Source organism: Pseudomonas sp. GW821-FHT01E05, assembly GCF_059422425.1.
In genome coordinates this window covers 284425-305618 of the sequence record NZ_JBWKWW010000002.1, presented here as the reverse complement: position 1 = coordinate 305618, position 21194 = coordinate 284425, and the positions used below count along the sequence as shown (strand labels likewise).

Genomic DNA, 21194 nt, shown 5'->3' with positions numbered 1-21194 from the left:
GAAAATCTCCTCAGCAGTCCAGTGGGTTGCGTTTTTCCGGGTTGATACCGAACTTGGCGATGGCTTCAGCCACCACTTTAGGTTCGATGTCGCCACGGTCAGCCAAGGCTTCCAGGGCTGCCAACACCACGAAATGACGGTCGACTTCGAAGAAGTGACGCAGCTTCTTGCGGCTGTCACTGCGGCCGAAACCGTCGGTGCCCAGGACTTTGAATTCCTTGGACGGGACCCACTGACGAATTTGCTCAGCAAACAGTTTCATGTAGTCGGTCGAGGCAATGACCGGACCTTGACGGCCGTTCAGGCACTCTTCGACGTAGCTCAGCTGAGGCTTCTGACCTGGGTGCAGACGGTTGCTGCGTTCCACGGCCAGGCCGTTGCGACGCAGTTCGTTGAAGCTGGTTACGCTCCACACGTCAGCGCCGACGTTGAACTCTTCACGCAAAATCTTCGCCGCTTCACGGACTTCACGCAGGATGGTGCCGGAGCCCATCAGCTGTACGTGGTGCGCCGCTTCGCGGGTGTCTTCCTCGAGCAGGTACATGCCCTTGATGATGCCTTCCTCGACACCGGCCGGCATGGCTGGCTGGGTGTAGGCTTCGTTCATCACGGTGATGTAGTAGAAAACGTCCTGCTGCTCTTCGGTCATCTTCTTCATGCCGTCCTGGATGATCACCGCCAGCTCGTAGCCGTAGGTTGGATCAAAGGTGCGGCAGTTCGGGATGGTCGCAGCCAGCATGTGGCTGTGACCGTCTTCGTGTTGCAGGCCTTCGCCGTTGAGCGTGGTACGGCCGGCGGTGCCACCGATCAGGAAGCCACGGGTACGGCTGTCGCCAGCGGCCCAGGCCAGGTCACCGATACGCTGGAAGCCGAACATCGAGTAGAAGATGTAGAACGGCAGCATTGGCTGGTTGTGGCTGCTGTACGAAGTACCGGCGGCAATGAAGGAGCTCATGGCGCCCGCTTCGTTGATGCCTTCCTCGAGAATCTGACCTTTCTTGTCTTCGCGGTAGAACATCACCTGGTCTTTATCGACTGGCTCGTAGAGCTGGCCGACGGAGGAGTAGATGCCCAGCTGACGGAACATGCCTTCCATACCAAAGGTACGGGCTTCGTCCGGGATGATCGGCACGATGCGCGGACCGATTTCCTTGTCCTTGACCAGCTGCGAAAGAATCCGCACGAAGGCCATGGTGGTAGAGATTTCGCGGTCGCCGGAACCGTCCAGGATAGCCTTGAGGGTGTCCAGTGGCGGAGTCGGAATGCTGAAGCTCTTGGCGCGACGCTGAGGCACGAAACCGCCCAGTGCGGTGCGACGCTCGCTCAGGTAACGGGCTTCGGCGCTGCCTTCTTCTGGTTTGAAGAACGGCAGGTTTTCGAGTTCGTTGTCTTTGACCGGAATGTCGAAACGATCGCGGAACAGCTTCAGGCTCTCGACATCGACCTTCTTGGTGTTGTGCGCGGTGTTTTTCGCTTCGCCGGCACCGGTGCCATAACCCTTGATGGTCTTGGCCAGGATGACGGTCGGTTGTTCTTTGTGGTTGACCGCTTCGTGGTACGCCGCGTACACCTTGTACGGGTCGTGGCCGCCACGGTTGAGTTTCCAGATCTCGTCGTCGGACAGGTCTTCAACCATCGCCTTGAGTTCCGGCGAGTTGAAGAAGTGTTCACGCACGAACGCGCCGTCTTTGGCTTTGTAGTTCTGGTACTCGCCGTCGATGACTTCGTCCATCCGGCGTTGCAGGATGCCGTCGACGTCTTTGGCCAGCAGCGGGTCCCAGAAACGGCCCCAGATGACCTTGTTGACGTTCCACTGAGCACCGCGGAACACGCCTTCGAGTTCCTGGATGATCTTGCCGTTGCCGCGAACCGGGCCGTCGAGACGCTGCAGGTTGCAGTTAATAACGAAGATCAGGTTGTCCAGCTTCTCGCGGCCAGCCAGCGAGATGGCACCCAGGGATTCCGGCTCGTCACACTCGCCGTCGCCCAGGAAGCACCAGACTTTTTGCTTGCCTTCAGGGATGAAGCCACGGGCTTCCAGGTACTTCATGAAGCGTGCCTGGTAGATCGCCTGGATCGGGCCCAGACCCATGGATACCGTCGGGAATTGCCAGAAGTCAGGCATCAGCCAAGGGTGCGGGTAGGACGACAAGCCGTGACCGTCGACTTCCTGGCGGAAGTTGTCCATCTGGTCTTCGGTGATGCGGCCTTCCATGAACGCACGGGCGTAAACGCCTGGCGAAGTGTGACCCTGGAAGTAGATCAGGTCGCCGCCATGTTCGTCGGTCGGGGCCTGGAAGAAGTAGTTGAAGCCGATGTCATACAGGGTTGCGCTGGAGGCGAAGCTGGAGATGTGACCGCCCAGGTCAGAATCTTTCAGGTTCGTGCGCATCACCATGGCCATCGCGTTCCAGCGTACCAACGAGCGAATGCGGCGTTCCATGAACAGGTCGCCAGGCATGCGTGCTTCGTGGGTAACAGGGATCGTGTTGCGGTACGGCGTGGTGATGGCGTAGGGCAGTTGCGAGCCGCTGCGGGTCGCGAGTTCGCCCATACGGGTCATCAGATAGTGAGCACGGTCTTCGCCTTCTTTGTCGAGAACCGATTCCAGGGCGTCCAGCCATTCCTGGGTTTCGACGGGATCGAGGTCTTGCATGGCTTGCTCCAGGGCGGAAAGGCTTCCAGAATCGGTTGCCTGAGTTTGCGACTGGCCTTGTGGGCAGACGACATAAATTCTTGGATTACCGGAAGGTTGCTCCGGTGTTGTGTAGTTTTACTACAAATCGTCGGCCATTTCAGCCTTTCGAATGTATATACCAGTAGTAAAACTACAGAGGATCGACCGATAAGCGGCTTATGACTGGTGAGCATAATCGTTATTGTTGGTCTTTATCGAACAAGAAAAGGTAGAAGCTTGATGTTAACTGCCAAGAAAATTGTTTTTTCAGCTATTTCTAACTTTTGTTCGACAGTCCTTCACGTAGCGTGTTTCTCGAAATCACTACAATCGGACTTTCATACGCCGATCAAGGATAGACCATGAGCCTGCCTGCGCTGGCCGAACTGCCGGCCATTCTCCTGCCATTGGTCAGTCGTGCCGAGCAGTCGTTACGCACTGCCGTCGCCGCTCTGGATGATGATCATGGTTTGTCCTCATGGTCGCCTGAGCGCTGGGCGGCATTTGCCCGCGTGACTGCGTCCAGCGACTTTGTCATTGAACAGAGCCTGCGTGACCCTTTGATGTTGCTCGAGCTGGTGCGCTCTGGCGAACTGGACCGCAGCTTTGCCCCCGGCGAGTTGTGCGGCCAGATCGCTGCCGCCGTGCAACTGGCACAGAGCGACGATGAGCTCGGTCGTGCCCTGCGTCGTCAGCGTGCCCGGCACCAGGTGCGGATCATCTGGCGCGATCTGAACCGCCAGGCGGATCTGGTGCAAACCTGTCGCGATCTGTCGGACCTGGCTGACGCCAGCATCGATCAGGCCTATCAATGGCTGTATCTGCGCCATTGCCAACAGTTTGGCACGCCGACCGGTCGACGCAGTGGCGAGCCGCAACAGATGGTCATCCTTGGTATGGGCAAGCTCGGCGCCGTGGAGCTCAACCTTTCTTCTGATATCGATTTGATCTTCGCCTACCCCGAAGGCGGCGAGACGGTCGGCGTGAAGCGTGCGCTGGATAATCAGGAGTTCTTTATTCGTCTTGGTCAGCGGCTGATCAAGGCGCTGGACCCGATGACCGTTGACGGCTTCGTATTCCGTGTCGATATGCGCCTGCGTCCGTACGGTTCGTCCGGCGCTCTGGTGCTGAGCTTCAACGCGCTGGAGCAGTACTACCAGGATCAGGGCCGCGACTGGGAACGCTACGCGATGATCAAGGCGCGGGTGGTGGCCGGGGATCAGGTCGCCGGTGCGCAATTGCTCGACATGTTGCGACCATTCGTTTATCGGCGTTACCTGGACTTCTCCGCGATCGAAGCGCTGCGCACCATGAAGCAGCTGATTCAGCAGGAAGTCCGGCGCAAAGGCATGGCCGAGAACATCAAGCTGGGTTCCGGCGGGATTCGCGAGGTCGAGTTTATCGCCCAGGCGTTCCAGTTGATTCACGGTGGCCGCGACCTGAGCTTGCAGCAGCGTCCGCTATTAAAAGTACTGAGTACCCTGGAAGGACAGGGTTATTTGCCGCCTGCGGTCATCAGCGAGTTGCGCGAAGGCTATGAATTCCTGCGTTACACCGAGCATGCGATCCAGGCGATTGCCGACCGTCAGACGCAAATGCTCCCGGACGGAGAGCGCGATCAGGCGCGAATCGCCTTCATGCTCGGCTTTGCCAACTGGACGGCGTTCCATGAACAACTTATGTATTGGCGTGGCCGGGTCGATTGGCACTTCCGCCAGGTGATCGCCGACCCTGATGAAGAAGAGGGTGACGAAAGCCAAGTGGTGGTCGGTGGTGAGTGGCTACCGCTCTGGGAAGAAGCTCAGGACGAAGACGCCGCTTGCCGGCAATTGGAGGAAGGCGGTTTCGTCGATGCACCGAAAGCGTTGAAAGCTCTGGCCGCTCTGCGCGGTAGCCCGCAATTGCGCGCCATGCAGCGCCTCGGTCGTGAGCGGCTCGATGCATTTATTCCGCGCTTGCTGGCTCAGGCCGTGGAGCATGCCAGTCCGGATCTGGTGCTGGAGCGGGTGTTGCCGCTAGTCGAAGCGGTGGCGCGGCGTTCTGCCTATCTGGTGCTGCTCACGGAAAACCCGGGAGCCTTGCGCCGACTGCTGACCTTATGCGCGGCCAGTCCATGGATCGCTGAACAGATCACCCGCTTCCCGCTGTTACTCGACGAGTTGCTCAACGAAGGTCGTTTGTTCAAGCCGCCCCTGGCGCCGGAACTGGCCGCCGAATTGCGCGAACGGCTGACGCGAATCCCCGAAGATGATCTCGAACAACAGATGGAAGCCTTGCGTCACTTCAAGCTGGCTCACCGCCTGCGGGTGGCTGCGTCGGAAATCGCCGGCAGCTTGCCGCTGATGAAAGTCAGCGACTACCTGACCTGGCTGGCCGAAGCGATTCTCGAACAAGTGCTGGCGCTGGCCTGGCGTCAGACTGTGAGCAAATATGGTTCGCCGCAGCGCGCGGATGGCACCTTGTGCGATCCGGGCTTCATTATTGTGGGTTACGGGAAAGTCGGTGGTCTGGAACTCGGACATGGTTCCGACCTGGACCTGGTGTTTATCCATGACGGCGACCCGCAAGCGGAAACCGACGGTGCCAAGCCCATCGATGGTGCGCAGTTCTTCACCCGACTGGGCCAGCGGATCATCCATTTACTGACTACCCAGACCAACTCGGGCCAGCTGTATGAGGTGGATATGCGCCTGCGACCGTCCGGCGCTTCGGGGCTGTTGGTCAGTTCGCTTGGCGCTTTCGAGCGTTATCAGCAGAATGAAGCCTGGACCTGGGAACATCAGGCGTTGGTGCGGGCGCGGGTGTTGGTCGGTTGCAAGCAGGTCGGGGCGGCGTTCGAGAAAGTCCGGGCGCAGGTGCTGGGGCGCAAGCGTGATTTGCCCAGGCTGCGTCAGGAAGTCAGCGAGATGCGCGCCAAGATGCGCGAGAATCTGGGGAGTAAAGCCACAGCAGCCGGAACCGCGGCAAATGCCTTTCAGGACTCCTCGCCCTTCGATCTCAAGCAGGACGCCGGAGGTATCGTCGATATTGAATTTATGGTGCAATACGCGGCTTTGGCGTGGTCCGAAGCGCACCCGTCGCTGCTGCGCTATACCGACAATATCCGCATTCTTGAAGGGTTGGAGGAGGTCGGGCTGATGCCTGCCACTGATGCCAGTCTGTTGCGCGAGGCCTATAAGGCCTACCGTGCGGCCGCTCACCGTCAGGCTTTGCAGAATGAGGCCGGGGTGATCGGCGGTGATCAATTCGAGGCCGAACGGCGGGAAGTACTGCGGATTTGGGCCGAACTGGGGTTGAGCTAGCACTGAGTAAAGCTATAGAACGTATCCGCGGGCCGCTGATGGCTCGTCCTGTTTGCCCGGTGGCTACGCTTTCGGGCAGGATTGCTGAGGAGCTGAATCATGTCGATGGCCGATCGTGATGGCGTTATCTGGTATGACGGAAAGCTGGTGCCGTGGCGAGACGCCACCACCCATGTGCTGACCCATACCCTGCATTACGGCATGGGTGTGTTCGAAGGCGTGCGCGCCTACGAAACGCCACAAGGCACGGCGATCTTTCGCTTGGAGGCGCACACCGATCGTCTGTTCGACTCGGCCCACATCATGGGCATGAAGATCCCGTTTTCCAAAGACGAAATTAATGAAGCGACGCGTGTCGCGGTGCTCGAGAACAAACTCGACAGCGCTTACATCCGCCCGATGGTGTTCTACGGGTCGGAGGCGATGGGGCTGCGCGCCACCGGTTTGAAAGTTCACGTGATCATTGCACCCTGGGGTTGGGGCGCTTACATGGGCGAAGAAGCGCTGCGCGCCGGCATCAAGGTTCGTACCAGTTCCTTCACCCGGCACCACGTGAACATTTCCATGACCCGCGCCAAGGCCAACGGGCATTACATCAACTCGATGCTGGCATTGCAGGAAGCCTTGTCCGGCGGTGCCGACGAAGCCTTGTTGCTGGACCCGGAAGGTTTCGTCGCCGAAGGCTCGGGCGAGAACGTGTTTCTGGTCAAGGATGGTGTGCTTTACACCCCGGACGTCACGGCCTGCCTGAACGGCATTACCCGCAGTACGGTCCTGACCCTGGCCAGTGAGCTGGGGATCAAGTTTGTCGAAAAACGTATTACCCGCGATGAGGTGTACATCGCCGACGAGGCGTTTTTCACCGGTACCGCCGCGGAAGTGACACCGATCCGCGAAGTCGATGGCCGCAGTATTGGCATTGGCAGTCGGGGCCCGGTAACCGAGAAATTGCAAAAGGCTTACTTCGATCTGGTCAGCGGCAAAACGTCCGCCCATGCCGAGTGGCGTACACTGGTCAAATAAAGCCTGGATAAATAAGACGGGGAGGCAGCCGGTTCAACTGGTCATGCCTCCCTGCTCGTTTGTGGATAACTATGAAAATTCTGATCGTTGGGCCCAGTTGGGTCGGTGACATGGTGATGGCGCAGACACTGTTCCAGTGTCTGAAACAGCGCCATCCGCAGTGCGAGATCGACGTTCTGGCTCCCGAGTGGAGCCGGCCGATCCTTGAGCGCATGCCCCAGGTGCGGCAGGCCTTGAGCTTTCCGCTCGGCCACGGCGTGCTCGAACTGGCGACCCGCCGACGCATCGGCAAATCATTGGCCGGTCAATACGATCAGGCGATTTTGCTGCCCAACTCGCTGAAATCGGCGCTGGTGCCGTTTTTCGCCGGCATCCCGAAACGCACCGGCTGGCGTGGCGAGTTCCGCTATGGCCTGCTCAACGATGTGCGCACGCTCGACAAAGAGCGTTACCCGCTGATGATCGAGCGCTTCATGGCCCTGGCCGTTGATTCCGGTGCCGAGTTGCCTCGACCGTATCCGCGTCCCTCCCTGCAAATCGACCACGCCACTCGCGACGCTGCGCTGACCAGGTTCGGCCTGGAGCTGGACCGTCCGGTGCTGGCGCTGTGCCCGGGCGCAGAGTTTGGTGAGTCCAAGCGCTGGCCGTCCGAGCATTACGCGAAGGTCGCCGAGTTGAAGATACGCGAGGGCTGGCAAGTCTGGCTGTTCGGTTCGAAGAACGATCACGCGGTCGGCGAAGACATTCGCGCGCGGTTGATTCCTGGCCTGCGTGAGGAGACGGTGAATCTCAGTGGCGGCACCTCTCTGGCCGAGGCCATCGACTTGCTGTCATGCGCGGATGCGGTGGTGTCCAACGATTCCGGGTTGATGCACGTAGCGGCTGCGTTGAACCGGCCGCTGGTGGCGGTCTACGGCTCGACGTCACCGGATTTCACCCCGCCGCTGGCGGAGAAGGTCGAGATTGTCCGGCTGGGTATCGAATGCAGCCCATGCTTTGATCGCACCTGCCGTTTTGGCCATTACAATTGTTTGCGTCAGCTCATGCCGCAACCGGTGGTCGATGCCTTGCAGCGGTTGCAGGGCTCTGTGGTCGAGGTTCAGTAAGTTGCGGGTACTGTTGATCAAGACGTCCTCCCTGGGCGATGTGATTCATGCTTTGCCGGCATTGACCGACGCGGCGCGGGCGATTCCGGGGATCACATTCGACTGGGTGGTGGAAGAAGGCTTTGCCGAGATTCCAACCTGGCACCCGGCCGTTGGCAAAGTGATTCCGGTGGCGATCCGTCGCTGGCGCAAGAACATCTGGCAGACCATCAAAAGTGGCGAATGGCGGCGCTTCAAGCAAAGCATTCGCGCGACTGAATATGACCTGGTGATTGACGCTCAAGGCTTGCTGAAAAGCGCCTGGCTGACTCGGTACGTCAAGGCTCCGGTGGCCGGACTTGATCGCCAGTCGGCCCGCGAACCCTTGGCTGCGCGTTTCTATTCGCGGCGTCTGGCGGTGGCTCGAGGACAGCATGCGGTAGAACGCGTGCGTCAGTTGTTCGCGGTGGCGCTGGGTTATGACCTGCCCAAAGGTCTCGGCGACTATGGCCTGAACATCGAGAAGCTGGTTGAGCTGCCGCGCAAAAACCCATTTGTACTATTTCTGCACGGCACCACGTGGGATACCAAGCATTGGCCCGAAGCCTATTGGCGTGAGCTCGCCGAGCGCATGGGGCAGTTGGGCGTCGAGGTGAAACTGCCGTGGGGCAACCCGGCCGAAAAGGCCCGGGCTGAACGTATTGCCAGTGGTCTGAAGAACGCCGAAGTATTGCCAAAACTGAATCTGGCCGGTGTGGCCAGGGTCTTGGCCGGCGCGCAGGCGTGCGTCGCAGTGGATACCGGCCTCGGGCATCTGGCGGCGGCGCTGGATGTGCCGACACTCTCGTTGTTCGGTCCCACCAATCCGGGCCTGAGCGGCGCCTATGGCAAGAGCCAGATTCATCTGGCGAGCGACTTCCCAAGCTGCGCGCCTTGCCTGCAAAAGAAATGCACCTACCAGCCGACTGCCCAGGACCAGCAGCGGTTTGACCTCAAACGCGAGTGGCCGCTGTGCTTCACTCGTCTGAATCCCGAGCGTGTCGCGAGCCGATTAAGCACGTTGTTACTGGCTGAGGAGCTACGCTGATGCAACTGGCTTTTGTCCTTTATAAATATTTCCCGTTTGGTGGTTTGCAGCGCGATTTCATGCGTATCGCCCTGGAATGCCAGCAGCGCGGGCATCAGATTCGCGTCTACACGCTGATCTGGGAAGGCGATATCCCGCCGGGTTTCGAAGTGCTGGTGGCGCCGGTCAAGGCGATCTTCAACCATCGGCGCAACGAAAAACTCAGCGCCTGGATGGAGGCCGATCTGGCCAAGCGTCCGGTGGACCGCTTGATCGGTTTCAACAAGATGCCTGGGCTGGACGTGTACTACGCCGCCGACGGCTGCTACGAGGACAAGGCGCAGACCCTGCGCAATTCGTTCTATCGCCGTTGGGGTCGTTACCGGCATTTCGCCGAGTATGAGCGCGCGGTATTCGCCAAAGACGCCAAAACCGAAGTCCTGATGATTTCCGAAGTCCAGCAGCCGCTGTTCATCAAGCATTACGACACGCCTTTGCAGCGCTTCCACCTGTTGCCGCCGGGCATCACTCAGGATCGTCGTGCACCGGCCAATGCGGCCGAGATTCGCGCCCAATTCCGCCAGGAATTCAAACTGACCGACGATGACCTGTTGTTGGTGCAGATCGGCTCTGGTTTCAAAACCAAGGGCGTGGATCGCAGTCTCAAGGCGCTGGCGGCATTGCCTTCGGCGTTGAAGAAACGCACCCGGCTGTTTGTAATTGGCCAGGACGACCCCAAAGTATTCCAATTGCAGAGCGCGGCACTGGGCTTGAGTGATCAGGTACAGTTCCTCAAGGGGCGCAGCGATATTCCACGCTTTCTGCTCGGTGCCGATCTGTTGATCCACCCGGCGTACAACGAAAACACCGGTACGGTCTTGCTCGAAGCATTGGTCGCAGGGTTGCCGGTGCTGGTCAGTGCGGTCTGCGGTTACGCTCATTACATCGCCGAGGCCGAAAGCGGTCTGGTGCTGGACGAGCCGTTCGAACAGGCGCAACTCACTGAGTACCTGAGCACCATGTTGAGCGACGATGCAGCACGCACGGCCTGGGGCCGTAATGGTCTGGCTTTCGCCGAGACGGCCGACCTCTATAGCATGCCGCAGCACGCTGCGGATGTGATTCTGGCGGAGCAACACTGATGAAGTTGATTCTTGCCGAACCGTTCAAGGCCCTTTGGGCCGGGCGCGACGCGTTCGCTGAGGTCGAGGGGCTCAGCGGTCAGGTTTACCGTGAGTTGGAGGCGCGCCGTACCTTGCGTACGGAAATCGCCGGGCGCGGTTACTTTGTGAAAATCCACCGTGGTATCGGTTGGGGCGAAATCTTCAAGAATCTGCTCACCGCCAAACTGCCGGTACTCGGTGCCGGACAGGAATGGCGAGCGCTGGAACGCCTGCATGAAGTCGGCGTGCCGACCATGACCGCCGTCGCCTATGGAGAGCGCGGCAGCAACCCGGCGGATCAGCATTCGTTCATCGTCACCGAAGAGCTGGCGCCGACCGTCAGCCTCGAAGACTTCAGCATTGATTGGGTCAAGCAACCGCCAGAGCCCAGGCTCAAGCGCGCGCTGATCGCTGAGGTAGCGCGAATGACCGGCATGATGCACCGAGCCGGGGTCAACCACCGCGACTGCTATATCTGCCATTTCCTGCTGCACACTGATAAACCGGTAACTGCCGACGACTTGAAGCTCTCGGTGATTGACCTGCACCGCGCCCAGACCCGCCCGGAGATCACCCTGCGCTGGCGCAACAAGGATCTGGCGGCATTGTATTTCTCGGCGCTGGACATCGGTCTGACCCGCCGCGACAAGCTGCGTTTTCTCAAGGGCTACTTTCAGCAGCCGTTGCGGCAGATTCTGCGGGACGAAGCGCCATTGCTCGCGCGACTGGAAGGCAAGGCTGGCAAGCTTTACGAGCGTAAACAGCGGTACGGAGATGCTCTCTGATGGCGGACTTGAAGCTGGAGCTTGCTTGCCACTCATCTGGATCAGCCTTTGAGCGTTCCTATGATTGATGCCTGGGTTCGGCATCTGACCGCGCGGCGCAGCCACAAGGAGACCCATTGATGCGTTTGTCCGAATTGAAGAATGCCGGCCGCACACCAAGCCTGCCGCTGAGTCTGGAACTGGCGGATGCTGCCGGCCCGGCCCAGTTACAATTGCTCAGCTTGTTGCGAGTGTTGCCGGGGCAGCGTTATGTCGGCGTAGGCGTTTGGCGTGGGCGGCCGGTCCTGGCCAAATTGTTGGTGGGTCGCAAGGCGGCCCGGCATTTCCAGCGTGAGCTGGACGGCGTGCGTTTGCTCGCCGCCCAGGACATGACCACGCCGTTGCTATTGGCCGATGGCCTGAAGGAAGGCGAAGGCGGCTGGTTGCTGTTTGATTTTCTCGAAAGCGCTGAAAGTCTGGGTGATGCCTGGAAGCGCGTCGAAGCGCTCCCGGTGTTGGCTGATGAGCAACAAGCGGTTCTGGCTGAGGCGTTGGCGGTCATTGGTCAACTGCACAGCAAAGGCTTGTGGCAGGAAGACTTGCATCTGGACAACCTGCTGCGGTACCAGGGGCAGCTGTATTTGATCGACGGTGCAGGGATCTGCGTCGAGCACGCGGGCAGGCCGCTGTCTCGGCAAAAAGTCCTGGAAAACCTCGGTGTCTTCTTTGCGCAGCTGCCAAAGGCTTTTGAACCGTTCACCGAAGAGTTGCTGGTGCATTATCTGTTGAGCAATAGCGAACACGCCTTGCCGCTGGAAGCCCTGCAAAAACAGGTGAGTAAAGTACGCAGCTGGCGCCTGAAAGACATCCTCAACAAGGTTGGTCGTGACTGCTCGCTGTTCAGCGTGCAGCGTAGTGCGTTCGTCTTGCGGGCGATTCGTCGCGAGGAAGAGTCGGCGATGCTGTCAGTGCTGGATCAGGCCGATGCCTTGCTCGACCAGGGCCACCTGTACAAAACCGGCGGCGCCGCGAGTGTCGGGCGGGTCGAGGTGGCCGGTCGTTCGCTGGTGATCAAGCGCTACAACATCAAGGGCTTCACCCATTGGCTCAAGCGCTTTTGGCGCCCGAGCCGGGCCTGGCATTCATGGCGTGAAGGCAATCGCCTGACGTTCCTGGGGATTGCCACACCCAAGCCACTGGCGTTACTGGAACGGCGTTTTCTCTGGTTGCGCAGCCGTGCCTACTTGATCACCGAGTACTTGCCCGGGCCGGACATCATCGAGCGCTTTGCGCCGTTTGTTGAAAGCGGTGACGCGCCGCAGGTCGAGTTGCAGGCGCTGGATGACTTGTTCGCCGAGCTGATCCGCGAACGTATCAGTCACGGTGACTTCAAGGGCCATAACCTTTTCTGGCATCACGACCGTTGGGCGTTGATCGATCTGGACTCAATGTGTCAGCACCACTCGGCCAGCAGCTTCGCCCCGGCCTACGCCCGGGATCGCGCTCGGTTCATGCGCAATTGGCCTGAGGGCAGTGCGCTGTATCAAGTGATTGATCAGCGGTTGCCCAAGACCATCGATGGCGCCCGGTAGATCGGGCCTTGGGCCCATCGCGGGCAAGCCTCGCTCCTGCAAGTACACCGCTCAGGCGCAAACTTGTGGCGAGGCTCCCTCGCCACAAGCGTTCTCAAACAACCTCTGGGTCACTCCCGCCGTCTTTACGCTATAATCCCGCCCTTTAGCTGTTTCTCGCCGCTTTGCGAGGACACATTTTTCTCAGGCGCCCGCCGCCTGCATGCAGACTAAAGAGGCTAGACCCCTGTGGCATTGACGATTCTTGGCCTGTCCGGCGCCCTTAGCCATGATCCTTCCGCAGCCCTGTACATCGATGGCAAGCTGGTTGCAGCGGCTGAAGAAGAGCGCTTCGTACGCGATAAACATGCAAAGAACCGCATGCCCTACGAATCGGCGAAGTTCTGCCTGGAACAGGCCGGTATCAAGCCTTCCGACGTTGATGTGGTGGCCATTCCGTTCGCCCCGATCAGCCTGTTCGGCAAGGCTCGCTGGCACTATGCCAAGCGCTACTGGTACGCCCCGGACCGTGCCCTCGACGCGATCCTGATGGGCAACCGCCGTTACAAGCGTTATCGCAACAAGATCGTCTGGTGCCTTGAGCAACTGGGTTTCGACCCGAAGAAAATCAAGATCGAACCGGTCGAGCACCACCTGGCTCACGCCTCCAGCGCTTACCACTGCTCCGGTTTCAAAGAGAAAACCGCGATCCTGGGGATCGACGGCAAGGGTGAGTACGCCACGACCTTCTTCGGTTACGGCGAAAACGGCAAGATCCACAAGATCAAAGAGTTCTTCGATCCGGACTCCCTCGGCGGCCTGTATGGCGCAATCACTGAATTCCTCGGCTTCGAGATGCTCGACGGCGAATTCAAGGTCATGGGCATGGCGCCATATGGCGATGCCGGCAAGTACGATTTCTCGCGTCTGGCCAGTTTTGAAAACGGCGAACTGGTGATCAACACCGAGTACGCCAACGTCATCGGCCTGCGGCGCTATAAAGAGAAGGGCAAGGGCTTCTACTTCTCACCGAAGCTGATCGAGTGGCTGGGCCCGAAACGCGAAGGCGACATCGCTGACGAACCTTACATCCACTACGCCGCGAGCATGCAAGCGCTGTTCGAGAAACTGGCGTTGCAGATGATCGACCATTACCTGGGCGACGTCCTCAAGGAAACCGGCAAGCTGGCCTTCGCCGGTGGCTGTGCGCTGAACGTCAAGCTGAACCAGAAGATCATCGCCCGCGATGACATCAAAGAGCTGTTCGTGCAGCCAGCGTCCGGCGATGCCGGTACTGCGGTCGGCGCGGCAGCCTACGTTTCCCATGCTCGTGGTGTACCGGTAGAGAAGATGGAACACGTCTATCTTGGCCCGTCCTACAGCAACGAAGACGTGATCGCCGCCTGTGCCCGTCACCCGAGCAAGCCGGCCTGGCGTCAGATCGACAACACCCCGGAGCGCATCGCCAAAATCATGGTCGACGGTAACCCGGTGGCCTGGTTCCAGGGGCGCATGGAGTTCGGTCCGCGTGCATTGGGCGGTCGTTCGATCATCGGTTGCCCGAGTGCCACTGGCGTGGCTGACCGGATCAACCATCAGATCAAATTCCGCGAGCGCTGGAGGCCTTTCTGCCCGTCGATGCTCGACACCGTCGCCCCGCAGATGATCAAGATCGATCACCCGGCGCCGTTCATGACCTTTACCTTTGAAGTGTCTGAGGAATGGAAAACCCGCGTGCCGGAAGTGGTTCACGAAGACGGCACGTCCCGGGCGCAGGTGCTCAAGCGCGAGTACAACCCGCGCTACTACGACATGATGAAAGCACTGGAAGTGCTGACCGGTAACGGTGTGTCGCTGAACACTTCGCTGAACCGCCGTGGTGAGCCGATGATCTGCTCTCCGACCGACGCTCTGAACATGTTCTTCGGTTCCGATCTGCAGTATCTGATCATGGAAGACATCCTTGTGGTCAAAGACGGCGTGGACGCTTATGACTCGCTCGGCTGAGCGTCATGTTCTGCAGTTCTGTCACGGCTATGACGGGCCGTTCCTGGACTGTGCCCGGCAATACGCCAGTCTGTTCGCGGGGACCGGTTATCGGGTGACCACGGTGTTCCTGACCGGGGTTGCCGATGCCGAGGTCGCCGCGGGCTGCGCCTCTGACGAGGTGCTGTTCATGGAATACAGCTCCAAGGCCATTCGTGGCCTGAAGCTGGGCGCGATTGGCGATCTGCGCAAGATTGCCGCGTCGCGTAACTTCAGTTTCTGCATCGCTCATCGTTTCAAACCGATCTATATCGCCTTGCTGGGTACCGCGTTGCCGGTGATCGGCGTGCACCACGCGTTTGGTGATTACCAGCGGCGTACCCGCAGGCTGTTTGCGCATGTTTTCCGCAAGCGCCTGAGCCTGCTTGGGGTGTCCGACGCGGTACGTGATGACATGCGTCGTTGCCTGCCGAACTGGCCGACCGAGCGGATTCAGACGCTCTACAACCGCATCGATATCGAGGCCTTGCAGGCCAGCCAGTTGCCGGCCATTGAGGCTCGTAATGCGCTGGGCCTGTCGCCGGATGCCTGGATTGTCGGCAACGTCGGACGGCTGCACCCGGACAAGGATCAGGCCACGCTGTTGCGGGGGTTTGCTGCCGCGTTGACAGGTTTGCCGGTGAACAGCCAACTGGCGATCCTCGGTGCCGGTCGGCTGGAACAGGACCTCAAAGCGCTGGCCCGCGAGCTGGGCATCGGTGATCGCGTGTTGTTCCTTGGCCAGGTGCCAGAGGCCCGGCACTATTTCCGCGCATTTGATGTGTTTGCCCTGAGCTCTGACCATGAACCGTTCGGTATGGTGCTGTTGGAAGCCATGGCTGCCGGCGTGCCCTTGCTGGCGACCGCTTGCGGTGGCGCCAAGGAGGTGGTCGAAGGCGTGGGCATTCTTTTTCCATTGGGCGATGCCGAGCACATGGCTCAAGGACTGCAGCGTCTGGCCAATATGAACGACGAGCAGCGTCAGGTCTGCGCCGAGCTGATGCTCGATCGCTTGCGTGAGAGCTTCTCGGATCGGGCGGTGGGTGACGCGTTCTGGCGTTTGCCCCACGTTATCGACCTGACCGCGAGGGTTTGATGCTCAACCGATTTAAAGGCTGGCGCGAACGCGGCTGGGTCGTTGTCGATGCGTCGACTTACACCGATGCCTGGCAACGCTTCGGCGGCAGCGTCGCGACGCATCCGTTGGTGGTTGAGCGCCTGGCGCGGTTGGCCGATATCCCGGTGCGCTATCTGGCCTGGGAGCAAAACGGTGAGCTCAAAGCCGCGATTCCGACCTGGGGTCGTGATCTGGCCCTGTCCAAGGACGTGCTCAAGCGCAGCGGCAAGAAAGGGTTGTTCGACCTTGGCAATGCTGAGCTGATCCTCCCGGCTGCCGCCGATGCGCAGGTTCCTCTGCGTCATCGCGGGCGCTATCTCTCGGCCCTGAATGAAGGCCGTTTTGTCTCTCTCAAAGTGCAGGCCGAGCAGTTGGCCATGGCCCGCACCCCTGAAGATCTGTCGAAAAAATTCCGCTACAACCAGCGTCGCGAACTGCGTTTGCTGGAAGAGGCAGGCGGGGTGGTGCGACCGGTCAGCGAGTTTTCAAGTCGCGAACTGGCGGCTATCTATTGCGACCTGTTCCAGCGTCGCTGGGGCTTCCCGGCCACTGGCGCCGAGCGTATGGCAGAGGTGGTCGAGCTGCTGCGCGAACTGCTGATCGGTTCGGTGATTTTCCTCAACGATGCGCCGATTGCGATTCAACTGGTCTACCGCGTCGAAGCTCCCGAGTGGATCAGTGTCGAGTACATCAACGGTGGCGTCGACCCCGAGACCCGCGAGTTCAGTCCGGGGAGTGTGCTGAGTTTCCTCAACACCCAAAGTGCCTGGGAGCACGCCCGGGCGATCGGCAAGCCGCTGCGTTTCTCCTTCGGTCGCGCTGACCGGGAATACAAGGACCGCTGGTGCAACCCTGTGCCGGTGTTCGAAGTATGAGTCAAGGTATGAGTCGCAAGCAGCAATTGCTCAAGCACCATCGGCGCAACAAGCGTATCGGCTTGCTGATCGGTCTGGTGCTGTTGATCGCGATTGGCCTGCTGGTGGCCTGGTGGCTGCCGTTGTTGCTCGGCGTGCTGGCCTGGGTGGCCCACGAGGCGTGGTTCGCCGACCATCTGTTCTACTCGGTCAAAGATGATTACGACTACGGCTTCCCGGCTGACAGCAAAAAGCTCAAGGTCCGCCTCGACGGTGGGCGTGTACTTCTGGACGAATCATCGAGCCTGACTGGCGACGAAACCCTGGTGTTGGCGATCCAGGTCAAGAGTCGCTGGCTGGGGCGTTTCCTGGACCCGGCCGTTGAACTGACGGGTACCCAGAGCCCGGACCGACAGACCTTCGAACGCGGCGTGAATGGCGTGCGCTACCTGAATCTCAGTGGCTTGGCCGGACCTCTGACGAGCGGCGAGTTGCGCCTTCGCGGACGCTTTTGCCGACTGCTCGGTGAGCCGACGCTGTGGTCATTCCGGTATCCCGACTACCGTCGTCAACGGGTGATGGTCATTGCGCCTCACGCCGATGATGCCGAACTGGCTGCCTTCGGTTTGTACAGCCAGGCCGATGAAGCCTGGATCGTCACTTTGACGGCCGGTGAGATCGAAGCTGAACACTATCAACAGATGGGGCTGAACCCTGTCGATGCGGCGCGAATCAAGGGCCGTTTGCGTGCCTGGGACAGCATTGCCGTGCCGCGCTGGGCGGGGGTGCCCGAGGCACATTGCGTGCAGTTGGGGTATTTCTGCTTGCAACTGGCCGCCATGCAGGCTGCGCCGGATCAGCCAATGGCCTCCCGGGAAGCGGACTTGAGCGATACCCGGCTGTTCCGCCAATTGAACCCGTTCTCCCTGCCCGGCGACAGCGACGGCGCACCGACCTGGAATAATCTGCTGGCCGATTTACGCGAGTTGCTGCTCAAGGCTCGCCCGCAAGTCATTGTGCTGCCGCACCCCTCGCTGGACCCGCACCCGGACCACCGCTGTGCTCAGGCTGCGGTGCTGGAAGCGTTGCAGGGGCTGGACTGGCAGCCTACAACCTTGCTTGGGTATGCCAACCACCTGCATGACAATGATCGCTGGCCGATGGGCGACTCAGGTGCCGGCATCGCCTTGCCGCCGGTGTTCGACTCGACGCAAGTACTGCAGCCGTGCTCATTGCCTTTGTCTGTCGCTCAGCAGCGCGATAAAGCAATGGCGTTGGGGATGATGCATGACCTGCAACCGCGACTGCCGTTCAAGCGTCGTTTGCGCCGCTCGATACAGTGGCTTCTGGCTGGCAGAGCGCCGTCGCCTTTTGGAGAGAACGAGTTTTTTCGCAAGTCTGTCAGACGTCATGAGCTGTTATGGTTTTTGAAGCATAAATAAAGCCGCACGGGTATAGCATCGCCTCGTATTCTCTTCTCTGTAGTGAGCTCTCTGTGATTAATCCGTGCCCCCGCATTCTTTTCATTATTCCTTATTTCGGTCGCTGGCCGTTCTGGATGCCGTTCTTTCTCGAAAGCTGCCGGCGCAATGCGGATATCGACTGGCTGTTGTTCAGTGACTGCGGTAGTGCGCAGAACCTGCCAGACAACGTAAAAATCGAGAGCATCGGTTTCAGCGAATACTGCCAATTGGTATCGCGACGCTTGAATATCGATTTTTCGCCTGATGCGGCTTACAAACTCTGTGACATCAAACCAGCACTCGGCCATATCCATGTCGATCGCCTGGCGGGTTACGATTTCTGGGCTTTCGGCGATATTGATCTGGTGTATGGTGACCTGCGTCGCTACTTCACGGCTGAGCGATTGGCCGGTTATGACCTGTTTTCGACCCATGAGCGGCGGGTCGCCGGGCACCTGTGCCTGATGCGCAATACCGCTCGCCAACGTGAGTGCTTCATGCGGATCGAGAACTGGCAAAAACGGTTTACCGATCAGCAGCACCATGCTCTGGATGAAGGAGCGTTCAGCCGGATCTTCCTTTGGCGCAAGAACTTTCCCAAGCCGTTTTTCAAGCTGGTCGGCAAGTTCAATCCGTGGCGGCGACGGAGTGAGTTTACCGAAGCGTTCAGCACGCCTGGCGGGGTTATCAAGTGGCATGATGGCAGCGATCGTTTCCCCAAATTCTGGTATTGGCGTGACGGTCAGCTGACCAATGATCGTGATGGCGATCGCTCGTTTCCGTATTTCCACTTCGTTTGCTGGAAACGCAATGAGTGGTCAGGGTTGGCTGACCCCGATTCTGAGCACGTAAAAGGATTGGCTGCCGAGTCGGCCTGGGTCATTGATGCAATAGGTTTTGATCGGGGATGAGCTATGAGTCAGCGTTCCAAGGTCCTGCAGCTGCAGCCGGACTACAACGTTAAAGCACACGATTTTGCCGACCTTGCGGAGCAGATCGTCAAAGCCCTGCCGGTAGAGCGTTATGAAGTGACCGCGGCGTTTTTGCGCGGCCGGCCGGGGCAGGGTGAGGCAGTGAGCCGTGCCGATCGCTCGGTCTATTTCGAATTTACCGACAAGTCCCTGAAGGGAATGCGCCTGCGAGCCATGTGGCGGTTGTATCAGTTTTGCCGAAAAGAAAAGTTTGATGTGGTCATTTGCAACCGCTTCAAGCCGGTGAACATGCTGCTGCAACTCAATCGCTGGCTGAAAATACCGTTGTGTATCGGTATTTCTCATGGCTTCGGCGAGTACGACCGTTTTTACCGGCGGCGTCAGACCCAAAGCCTCGTCGACGGCCACTGGCGTTTTGTCGGCGTGTCGCCGGCCGTCAAACAGTACTTGCTGGATTGTGATTGCGGCTTCACTGACCGCAATACCTTTGCAATTACCAATGCCATTGATATCGAGCAGGCTGAAAGCTTGCAGCACTCGCGTGAGCGTTCTCGTGAATTGTTGGGGATTGATCCGTCGGTACGCTTGATCGGCGCGCTTGGGCGTTTGGTGCCGGTTAAAGGGCATACCTATTTATTGCAGGCTTTTGCCGCGCTTAAAGACAAATATCCCCAGACGCAACTGGCGATCATCGGCGCCGGTCGTGAAGAAGCGCGTTTGAGCTGTGAGATTGAGCGATTGGGTCTGGGCGGTCGTGCGCATCTTTTGGGGTTCAAGGAAAACGCTCTGCAGTATGTTCGCGCGTTCGATATCTGGACCATGCCCTCGTTGGCCGAGGGATTGGGCCTGGCGTTACTCGAAGGCATGAGCGGCCATTTGCCGGTGATTGCCTCGAATGTACCGGCCATGCTTCCGCTTGTTCAGGGCGCTGGCGGTCTTGCCGTCGAGCCTGCGGATGTCCCGTCTCTTGTCAGGGCGCTGGATACGTATCTGGGGCTTTCGGACGAGGACCTCAAAACCAAAGGTGAGCAGGCCTACCGTTATCTGCGAGAACAGCACGATATCGACGTGTTCCGTCAGGAGTACCTGGATCTTATTCAGTCCGGGCTGCGCCAGGCGGGCAAGGAGCAAGCATGACGAGTCACTCTCCGCTGGTTACGGTGATTATCGCCTCCTACAACCATGGCCCCTACATTGAGGAAAGTATCCTCAGCGTACTGGCGCAGACCTATAGTCCCATTGAATTGCTGGTTGTCGACGATGGCTCCACGGACGACAGCGTCGAGCGGATAACCCGGTTGCAGGCCGAACACGGTTTCGATTTCCGGGTCCAGAAAAACCAGGGATTGACCAACACCCTCAACGACGCCATCGCGCGTTCCAAGGGCGAGTTCATTGCCCCTTTTGGTTCCGATGACATCATGATGCCCGATCGCATTGCGATTCAGGTGGCGCACATGGCGGACAAGCCCGAAGTGGGCATCTGTGCCGGCAATATCGAATTGATCGATTCGAACGGTAAGTTGTTTCCGGAACATCGTCAGCGACGGGATGTGCCGTTTCGTCGTCTGGATTTCGACGACATGTTCCTGGAGCGCAAGCCCTATCCACCGGCCCCCACCCTGTTGATTCGTCGCCAGGCGCTGGAAAAGGTGGGTGGGTTCGATCCGAGCATCCGCCTGGAGGACCTGCTGATCGAGTTGAAGATCACCCGGGCCGGGTATTACATCGATGGGTTAGGTGTGGTGATGGCGCGCTACCGCAAACACGAGACCAATACCTATAAGAACAACCGCTTCATGATCGACAACATTCTGCGCACGTTCGCCTTGTTCAGCGATCATCCCGAGTATGAAGCCGTGAAGTACAAGGCGCTCAACTCGATGTTTCTTAAAACCGCCAACCGCGACACTGTTCTGGCGCGAGAGTTATTGGCCACTATCCCGTTCAGGTGGTGGACCCGTAAAACCTTTCGAGGCCTGATGCGCTGGGCGGGTTACACCGTGAAGAGCGCGCTGGGTATTCGTTCAAGTGCCAAATAGCGGCGGAGGAACCAGGGTGGGGTGGATTCAGGATTTTTTCGCTAAACGGGCCAGGCGCGCCATTCGCAAGCTGCCCAGGATCGAGCGGGGAGGGGCTCGCTTGTCGACGT

Annotated in this window: 15 protein-coding genes; 14 read left to right on the top strand and 1 reads right to left on the bottom strand. The window is 59.3% G+C overall.

What is annotated here, in order from left to right:
- Positions 1-10: 10 nt before the first annotated feature.
- A complete protein-coding gene (gene aceE / locus AC07W5_RS04900) occupies positions 11-2656 on the bottom strand; it encodes a pyruvate dehydrogenase (acetyl-transferring), homodimeric type (protein WP_494993382.1) in 2646 nt (881 codons plus the stop codon).
- A gap of 383 nt (positions 2657-3039) precedes the next feature.
- Between aceE and glnE the strand changes: the two genes are divergently transcribed.
- The 14 genes from glnE (at position 3040) to AC07W5_RS04830 (ending at position 21084) form a co-directional block, all read left to right on the top strand.
- Positions 3040-5979 carry a bifunctional [glutamate--ammonia ligase]-adenylyl-L-tyrosine phosphorylase/[glutamate--ammonia-ligase] adenylyltransferase gene (gene glnE / locus AC07W5_RS04895; protein WP_495022881.1) on the top strand — a complete coding sequence of 980 codons (2940 nt, stop codon included), beginning with the start codon at positions 3040-3042 and terminating at the stop codon, positions 5977-5979.
- Between the two features lie 99 nt (positions 5980-6078).
- Complete coding sequence (locus tag AC07W5_RS04890; RefSeq protein WP_494993384.1) at positions 6079-7002, top strand: branched-chain amino acid transaminase; 924 nt, start codon at positions 6079-6081, stop codon at positions 7000-7002.
- Positions 7003-7073: 71 nt separating this feature from the next.
- Positions 7074-8108 carry a lipopolysaccharide heptosyltransferase II gene (waaF, locus tag AC07W5_RS04885; protein WP_495013391.1) on the top strand — a complete coding sequence of 345 codons (1035 nt, stop codon included), beginning with the start codon at positions 7074-7076 and terminating at the stop codon, positions 8106-8108.
- A 1-nt stretch (position 8109) separates the two neighbouring features.
- The gene (waaC, locus tag AC07W5_RS04880; RefSeq protein WP_494993386.1) at positions 8110-9174 is read left to right on the top strand and encodes a lipopolysaccharide heptosyltransferase I; all 1065 of its coding nucleotides are present in this window, start codon (positions 8110-8112) and stop codon (positions 9172-9174) included.
- Positions 9174-10295, top strand: a complete 1122-nt coding sequence (locus tag AC07W5_RS04875; protein ID WP_495022880.1) for a glycosyltransferase family 4 protein — start codon at positions 9174-9176, stop codon at positions 10293-10295. The genes waaC and AC07W5_RS04875 overlap by 1 nt, the downstream gene beginning before the upstream one ends.
- A complete protein-coding gene (rfaP, locus tag AC07W5_RS04870; protein ID WP_494993388.1) occupies positions 10295-11101 on the top strand; it encodes a lipopolysaccharide core heptose(I) kinase RfaP in 807 nt (268 codons plus the stop codon). The genes AC07W5_RS04875 and rfaP overlap by 1 nt, the downstream gene beginning before the upstream one ends.
- 119 nt (positions 11102-11220) lie before the next feature.
- Positions 11221-12672: a lipopolysaccharide kinase InaA family protein gene (locus tag AC07W5_RS04865; RefSeq protein ID WP_495022879.1), complete on the top strand. Its 1452-nt coding sequence runs from the start codon at positions 11221-11223 to the stop codon at positions 12670-12672.
- Between the two features lie 228 nt (positions 12673-12900).
- Entirely contained in the window at positions 12901-14658 is a 1758-nt protein-coding gene (locus AC07W5_RS04860) for a carbamoyltransferase family protein (protein WP_494993390.1), read from the top strand.
- Positions 14642-15772 (top strand): glycosyltransferase, encoded by a 1131-nt coding sequence (locus AC07W5_RS04855; RefSeq protein WP_495022878.1) that lies wholly within the window; start codon positions 14642-14644, stop codon positions 15770-15772. The genes AC07W5_RS04860 and AC07W5_RS04855 overlap by 17 nt, the downstream gene beginning before the upstream one ends.
- Positions 15772-16668: an antimicrobial resistance protein Mig-14 gene (locus AC07W5_RS04850; protein WP_494993392.1), complete on the top strand. Its 897-nt coding sequence runs from the start codon at positions 15772-15774 to the stop codon at positions 16666-16668. Before AC07W5_RS04855 ends, AC07W5_RS04850 begins: the two co-directional genes overlap by 1 nt.
- Before the next feature lie 8 nt (positions 16669-16676).
- Positions 16677-18089, top strand: a complete 1413-nt coding sequence (locus AC07W5_RS04845) for a PIG-L deacetylase family protein (RefSeq protein ID WP_495022877.1) — start codon at positions 16677-16679, stop codon at positions 18087-18089.
- Positions 18090-18142: 53 nt separating this feature from the next.
- Complete coding sequence (locus AC07W5_RS04840) at positions 18143-19021, top strand: DUF6625 family protein (RefSeq protein WP_495013397.1); 879 nt, start codon at positions 18143-18145, stop codon at positions 19019-19021.
- Between the two features lie 3 nt (positions 19022-19024).
- Positions 19025-20179 (top strand): glycosyltransferase family 4 protein, encoded by a 1155-nt coding sequence (locus AC07W5_RS04835; protein WP_494993395.1) that lies wholly within the window; start codon positions 19025-19027, stop codon positions 20177-20179.
- Complete coding sequence (locus tag AC07W5_RS04830) at positions 20176-21084, top strand: glycosyltransferase (RefSeq protein WP_495013398.1); 909 nt, start codon at positions 20176-20178, stop codon at positions 21082-21084. Before AC07W5_RS04835 ends, AC07W5_RS04830 begins: the two co-directional genes overlap by 4 nt.
- Positions 21085-21194: the final 110 nt, after the last annotated feature.

Bases quoted from the DNA above. Each gene is read 5' to 3' on its own strand.
- aceE (WP_494993382.1), bottom strand. From the start codon at position 2,656: ATGCAAGACCTCGATCCCGTCGAAACCCAGGAATGGCTGGACGCCCTG.
- glnE (WP_495022881.1), top strand. From the start codon at position 3,040: ATGAGCCTGCCTGCGCTGGCCGAACTGCCGGCCATTCTCCTGCCATTG.
- AC07W5_RS04890 (WP_494993384.1), top strand. From the start codon at position 6,079: ATGTCGATGGCCGATCGTGATGGCGTTATCTGGTATGACGGAAAGCTG.
- waaF (WP_495013391.1), top strand. From the start codon at position 7,074: ATGAAAATTCTGATCGTTGGGCCCAGTTGGGTCGGTGACATGGTGATG.
- AC07W5_RS04875 (WP_495022880.1), top strand. From the start codon at position 9,174: ATGCAACTGGCTTTTGTCCTTTATAAATATTTCCCGTTTGGTGGTTTG.
- rfaP (WP_494993388.1), top strand. From the start codon at position 10,295: ATGAAGTTGATTCTTGCCGAACCGTTCAAGGCCCTTTGGGCCGGGCGC.
- AC07W5_RS04865 (WP_495022879.1), top strand. From the start codon at position 11,221: ATGCGTTTGTCCGAATTGAAGAATGCCGGCCGCACACCAAGCCTGCCG.
- AC07W5_RS04855 (WP_495022878.1), top strand. From the start codon at position 14,642: ATGACTCGCTCGGCTGAGCGTCATGTTCTGCAGTTCTGTCACGGCTAT.
- AC07W5_RS04850 (WP_494993392.1), top strand. From the start codon at position 15,772: ATGCTCAACCGATTTAAAGGCTGGCGCGAACGCGGCTGGGTCGTTGTC.
- AC07W5_RS04845 (WP_495022877.1), top strand. From the start codon at position 16,677: ATGAGTCGCAAGCAGCAATTGCTCAAGCACCATCGGCGCAACAAGCGT.
- AC07W5_RS04835 (WP_494993395.1), top strand. From the start codon at position 19,025: ATGAGTCAGCGTTCCAAGGTCCTGCAGCTGCAGCCGGACTACAACGTT.
- AC07W5_RS04830 (WP_495013398.1), top strand. From the start codon at position 20,176: ATGACGAGTCACTCTCCGCTGGTTACGGTGATTATCGCCTCCTACAAC.